Genomic DNA, 5,588 nt, shown 5'->3' with positions numbered 1-5,588 from the left:
GTGCAGCACAGGCAGCCCGCCGAGAGCAGCACCATGCCCTCATCGACGGTTTCCACCAGCAGGTGATCGAGGCCGATTTCGCCGAACTCGTTCATGATCACGACGCTGTCCTGCAACACCGGGCTTTTCAGCATCCGATTGAGAAGCGTCGTCTTTCCCGCGCCGAGGAAGCCTGTGAGGATCGTGAGCGGGATCGGGGCGGGAGGGGTCATCGGCTTGTCCGTCATGCTTCAATCCGCGATGGGCACCATAGGTGCGTCCTTCAGCTTGCGCTGGTCAAGGAGAACGTTGGCGATGATGGCGGTGAGCACAAGGGCGCCGCCCGCGATTTGCAGGGGAGCAAGACCCTCCTGCAGGATGAGCGCCGATGAGACGGCTGCCACCACCGGCTCGGTGCAGTAGATGATTCCGGCTGCCACGGCCGAGATTCTGCCGAGTGCCAGGAACTGAAGGACGAAGCCGAAGATGTAGCCGCCGATAGTCAGGCCGACGGCCAGCGGCGCGAGGGCGAGGATCGACGGTCCGGCAAGCTGCCCGGTCGCCAAGCTGATGAGGAAGGCGGTGGGTAGGACGATCAGGTGGATCCAGAACACTTTCGCCACTACGCCGGTCTTGCTGCAGCGGGCGGCGGCGAAAAACTGGAATGCGGTGGCGATGCTGGCAGCGAAGGCGAGCGCAAGGCCGCGCCAGTCGAGACCGCCGAAGGCCGGGCCTACGACCAAGATCACGCCGAGCGTGGCAAGGACAACGACACCCACCAAGGCCGGGGTGAGCCGGGTTCCTTCCACGAAGGGGCTGGCGAGCACGATCAGGATGGGGAAGGTGTAGAACACCACCGCTGCGACCGTCACKGGAATGAAGGCCACGGAGGAGAGATAGCAGAGGCCGACGAAGGCCGTGGAGATGCCGAGCAGCAGAATCGTCAGCTGCTCCTCACGGGCCATGCGCAGCGAACGGCGCGCTGCGAGGGCGACGAGCACGACGAGCCCCAGCATCAACAGCACCCGATAGATGACGATGGCCGAGCCGTTGGCGCCTGCAAACGACGCCATGCKGGCGAAGACGATGTTGAAGCCATAGAGGCTGGCGGAAACGAGGGCGAAGACGAGGCCCGTGGCGTGGGTCGAGCGCGGCATGTCACTTCTACTTGTCAGGCTCGCACCGTTCGCGCGGATCGGGGGCGAATGCAAGGGTAAAGCCCTCTGTGCAAAACGAAACGCCCGGCTCGATGGCCGGGCGTTCGAAGAGGCGATTGAGAGGAATTTTAGTTCGCCGCCGATTTCGGCTTCGCGGGAGCCTCGGCCTTCTGCGCCTTGGGCTTGGCGGTTGCCTTCTGCTCCGCGGGCTTCTTATCGGTGGCTTTGGTCTGGCCGTTCACCGGCTTGACCGTGACGGTGACACGACCCTTGCCCTTGGCCTTGGGGCCTTCCTCTGCTGCGGCGTCGTCCGAATCCTTGGACTCGGCCTGCTTGGTGGATTTCTTCGAGGTCGCGGTCTTCTTCTTGGCGCGGCGGGCCTGCTCGGCAGCTTCCTCGGCAGCGGCCTGGGCGGCCAATTCAGCTTCGGACGGGGGATTGAGGCCGACCCAGACCCGTTCCGGCACCACGGCGGTGCGGGGGCCGAGCACGGTGCGCACGGGCTTCTGGGTCTCGCCCGCGAAGGCCATGACCTCGGAGGAGAAGAGGTTCGGAACGCCTGAATCTTCCGCTGCCACCGGCGTGCCCTCTTCCTCCTGGGGCATCGGGCCGCGACGGTCGCAGATCACGGAGCGCATGTCCGGCGGTGTGGTGTTGGCCGAGGCGGGCAGGGCGGTGAGTTCCGGATTGGTGAAGTTCACCTTGCTGTTGAAGCCACGGTCAAACAACTCGGCAGCCGTCATGGTGCGCTCGTTGGCGGAAGGCGCGCCGAGCACGACCGTGATCAGGTGGCGGCCGCCGCGGGTGGCGCTCGCCACCACATTGAAGCCGGCCGAGCAGATGAAGCCGGTCTTCATGCCGTCGGCGCCGGGATAGCGGCCGATGAGGCCGTTGGTGTTTCGCATGATGCGGCGGCCGAACTGAACGGCGCCGATATGGAACAGATCCTGATGGTCCGGGAACTCGCGCAGGAGTGCGCGGGCCAGGATCGCCATATCGCGGGCGCTCGTCTGGTTGCGCTCGTCGGGCAGGCCGTGGGGATTGGCGAAATGGCTGCTCGTCATGCCGAGGCGCTGGGCATGGGCGTTCATGAGATCAGCGAAGCCGTCGATAGAGCCGCCGATATTCTCGGCGATGGTGGCGGCGACATCGTTCGCCGACTTGACCATCATGATCTTGAGGGCGTTGTCGAGGCGGATCTCAGTGCCCGGCTTAAAGCCCATCTTGGAGGGCGGCAGCGCGGCGGCGGTGTCCGTGACCGTCAGCAGGGTCTCCATGCTCATCTGCCCGGTACGCACCTTGTGAAGGGCGACATAGGCGGTCATCAGCTTGGTGATGGAAGCGGGAAACCAGGGATCCGTGGCCCTCTCCGCGTGCAGGACGCGGCCTGACTCGACCTCGACCACAAGGGCAGGACCGCCAGCCGCGAGGGCCGAGCCGCTCACGAGGGCGGCGAAGGCGAAAGCGGTCACACGAAGGGCGCGGCTAACGTTCATACGGAACGACTCCAAAAGGCTTCACACAACGGTCGGAGAGGGGATTTGAGAGTCCCGCTTGTCAGCTGGACTGTATTTTTAGCGCCAAACCTTAGCTTTGGCTAGGTGAATGGCGGCATCTCGACCCGCTTGCCCTATTCACCTGAACTCCGTGGCAAGAGAGTGGCAAGAGCGGCCTTCTTTGAGGGATGGGATGGTTTTTAGTCCTTGTTTCTTGTCGCAGCGGCAACCGGATGTTATCGAACACTATTGCAAAAAATCTCGCATCAGGATCCATTCATGACTACGGATACCGCCCTCGCTATCGACAAACCGGCCTATCGTGATCTGCAGGTGGGCGATCCGGCACCGTGGTTCAGTCAAAACTCGACCACCAACCCGCAGTTCCATTTCGAGACTGTGGCAGGCCGCTATCTCGTTCTCTGCTTCTTCGGCACCGCCTCGGACGAAATCGGGCAGGCGGCGCTCAAGACCTTCCAGGAGGACCATCGGTCTCTCTTCGACGACGAGAAGATCGCAATCTTCGGCGTGAGTGCCGACCCGGCCGACATGAGCGAGGGAAGGGCAAAGCAGATCACGCCCGGTATCCGCCATTTCTGGGATTTCGACGGCAAGGTGGGCCGCTTGTATGGCGCCCTTCCCAACGATCCTGCACCGGTCCAGGGCTCGGTTCCGATGCGCCGTTTCTGGATGGTGCTCAATCCGACTATGCGCATCCGCGCGATCTTCCCCTTCAAGGAAGACGGCAGCGATCGCGAGGAGGTCATGGCCTACCTGCGCGACCTGCCGCCGGTGGACCGCTTCGCGGGCTTCGAGATGTTCGCGCCGATTCTCATCGTTCCGGACGTGTTCGAGCCCGGGTTCTGCCGGCACCTGATCGGGCTTTATGAAGAGAATGGCGGCACGGAATCCGGCTTCATGCGCGAAATCGACGGCAAGACCGTGGCGGCGCACGATCCCAACCACAAGCGCCGCAAGGATTACACGATCGACGATCAGGCCCTGATTGCCCAGGTGCAGCGCCGCATCATCCGCCGCGTGAACCCCGAGATCCAGAAGATCCACTTCTTCACGCCAACCCGCATGGAGCGCTACATCGTCTCCTGCTACGCGGCGGAGGATGGTGGCCATTTCCGCGCCCATCGGGACAACACCACGAAGGGAACGGCTCACCGACGCTTCGCCGTCTCTATCAACCTCAACGCCGATTTCGAGGGCGGCGAAGTCAGCTTCCCGGAATACGGCCCGCGTAGCTACAAGGCTCCTCCCGGCGGAGCCGTGGTCTTCACGACTCCCATGCTCCATGCGGTGTCGAAGGTCACGTCCGGGCGCCGTTATGCGTTCCTGCCCTTCCTCTATGACGAGGCGGCGGCGAAGGTCCGCGAGGCGAACAACGCCCATCTCGGCGAGGGCGTGGGCAACTACAAGGCCTGAAGACGAGTCTTTCCAAAGGTGATCTTGCCGACCCCGGAGGCAGAGCCCATTCTCAAGCCAAACAACGCTTGAGGAGACACCTATGACAGCCTGCATCGTCGGCTGGGCCCATACCCCCTTCGGCAAGCTCGACGCGGAAACGGTCGAGAGCCTGATCACCCGCGTCGCTGGCGAGGCGCTGGAACATGCCGGGATCGGCCCGGAGGATGTGGACGAGGTTGTGCTCGGCCATTTCAACGGCGGCTTCTCGCCCCAGGATTTCACGGCGTCGCTCGTGTTCCAGACGAGCGACAAGTTCCGTTTCAAGCCCGCTACCCGCGTGGAGAATGCCTGCGCCACCGGCTCCGCCGCCGTGCACCAGGCCATCAAGACCATCGAGGCCAAGCGCGCCAAAACCGTGCTCGTGGTTGGCGTCGAGCAGATGACGCGCACGCCCGGGCCGGAGATCGGCAACATCCTCCTGAAAGCCTCCTACCTGCCGGAGGACGGCGGCACGCTTGGCGGCTTTGCCGGCGTGTTTGGCAAGATCGCGGGCGCTTACTTTCAGCGCCACGGCGACCAGTCCGATGCGCTGGCGCTGATCGCGGCCAAGAACCACAAGAACGGCGTCGACAATCCCTACGCGCAGATGCGCAAGGATCTCGGCTTCGAATTCTGTCGCGCCGAGAGCGAGAAGAACCCCTTCGTAGCAGGCCCCCTGAAGCGCACCGATTGCTCCCTCGTATCGGACGGCGCGGCCGCTCTCGTGCTGGCCGATACCGAGACCGCCTTGCGCATGAAGCGGGCGGTCGCGTTTCGCGCCACAGCCCATGCGCAGGATTTCCTGCCCATGTCGAAGCGGGACATCGTCCAGTTCGAGGGCTGTGCGGAAGCCTGGCGCCGGGCGCTGGATCAGGCTGGAATCCAGCTCTCCGATCTCTCCTTCGTCGAGACCCATGACTGCTTCACCATCGCGGAACTCATCGAATACGAGGCGATGGGGCTCACGCCGCGCGGTCAGGGCGCGACGGCGGTCAAGGAAGGCTGGACGAATCGCGACGGCAAACTGCCGGTAAACCCATCCGGCGGCCTCAAGGCCAAGGGTCACCCCATCGGCGCAACCGGCGTCTCCATGCATGCACTCTCCGCCATGCAGCTTTGCGAGGAGGCCGGGGGCATTCAGGTCAGGAACCCGAAGCTCGGCGGGATCTTCAACATGGGTGGCGCGGCAGTCGCGAACTATGTGAGTGTGCTCGAGCGGATCAAGTGACAAAGCGCATAGCGCTTTGTCATCTCCGATGAACGTCAGCTAGGGAAGGGGATCTACCCATATGCGTTGCGCTATGGATTCCCATTCCCTCCGCTGACGCTTCGGCCGGGAGTGACACTAGAGGGTGTTTGGAAAATCGGGTTGGCCCCAACTGAAGGGGCATGACAGCGTCAACTTACGATACCGATCTGAGCGATGGGGAGTGGGCGATCCTGGCCCCTCTCCTTGCCTCCACAACCCGCCGCGGGCGGCCTCGCAAGCATGATCTGCGCC

At 63.6% G+C, this 5,588-nt stretch carries 5 protein-coding genes; 2 read left to right on the top strand and 3 right to left on the bottom strand.

Going from position 1 to position 5,588, the window contains the following annotated elements; translation table 11 throughout:
• The 3 genes from ACXJKO_RS29250 to ACXJKO_RS29240 form a co-directional block, all read right to left on the bottom strand.
• Window positions 1-227 (bottom strand): GTP-binding protein (locus tag ACXJKO_RS29250; protein ID WP_457094542.1); only part of this gene is annotated, 227 nt, incomplete at its 3' end.
• Window positions 228-230: 3 nt separating this feature from the next.
• Window positions 231-1,136 (bottom strand): DMT family transporter, encoded by a 906-nt coding sequence (locus ACXJKO_RS29245; RefSeq protein WP_457094541.1) that lies wholly within the window; start codon window positions 1,134-1,136, stop codon window positions 231-233.
• 128 nt (window positions 1,137-1,264) lie between these two features.
• A complete protein-coding gene (locus ACXJKO_RS29240) occupies window positions 1,265-2,632 on the bottom strand; it encodes a D-alanyl-D-alanine carboxypeptidase family protein (RefSeq protein WP_457094540.1) in 1,368 nt (455 codons plus the stop codon).
• Between the two features lie 279 nt (window positions 2,633-2,911).
• On the opposite strand from ACXJKO_RS29240, the gene ACXJKO_RS29235 reads away from it, so the two are divergent.
• Both ACXJKO_RS29235 and ACXJKO_RS29230 read left to right on the top strand, forming a co-directional pair.
• On the top strand, window positions 2,912-4,066 hold the full coding sequence (locus ACXJKO_RS29235) for a 2OG-Fe(II) oxygenase (RefSeq protein WP_457094539.1): 1,155 nt from the start codon (window positions 2,912-2,914) through the stop codon (window positions 4,064-4,066).
• Between the two features lie 82 nt (window positions 4,067-4,148).
• Complete coding sequence (locus tag ACXJKO_RS29230) at window positions 4,149-5,315, top strand: acetyl-CoA acetyltransferase (protein ID WP_457094538.1); 1,167 nt, start codon at window positions 4,149-4,151, stop codon at window positions 5,313-5,315.
• Window positions 5,316-5,588: the final 273 nt, after the last annotated feature.

The organism is Microvirga sp. P5_D2 (assembly GCF_054049475.1).
This window is presented reverse-complemented; position numbering and strand designations above follow the sequence as displayed.

What these genes read in the sequence shown, in the direction of transcription:
- ACXJKO_RS29240 (WP_457094540.1), bottom strand. Translation starts at nt 2,632, where the DNA reads ATGAACGTTAGCCGCGCCCTTCGTGTGACCGCTTTCGCCTTCGCCGCC.
- ACXJKO_RS29235 (WP_457094539.1), top strand. Translation starts at nt 2,912, where the DNA reads ATGACTACGGATACCGCCCTCGCTATCGACAAACCGGCCTATCGTGAT.
- ACXJKO_RS29230 (WP_457094538.1), top strand. Translation starts at nt 4,149, where the DNA reads ATGACAGCCTGCATCGTCGGCTGGGCCCATACCCCCTTCGGCAAGCTC.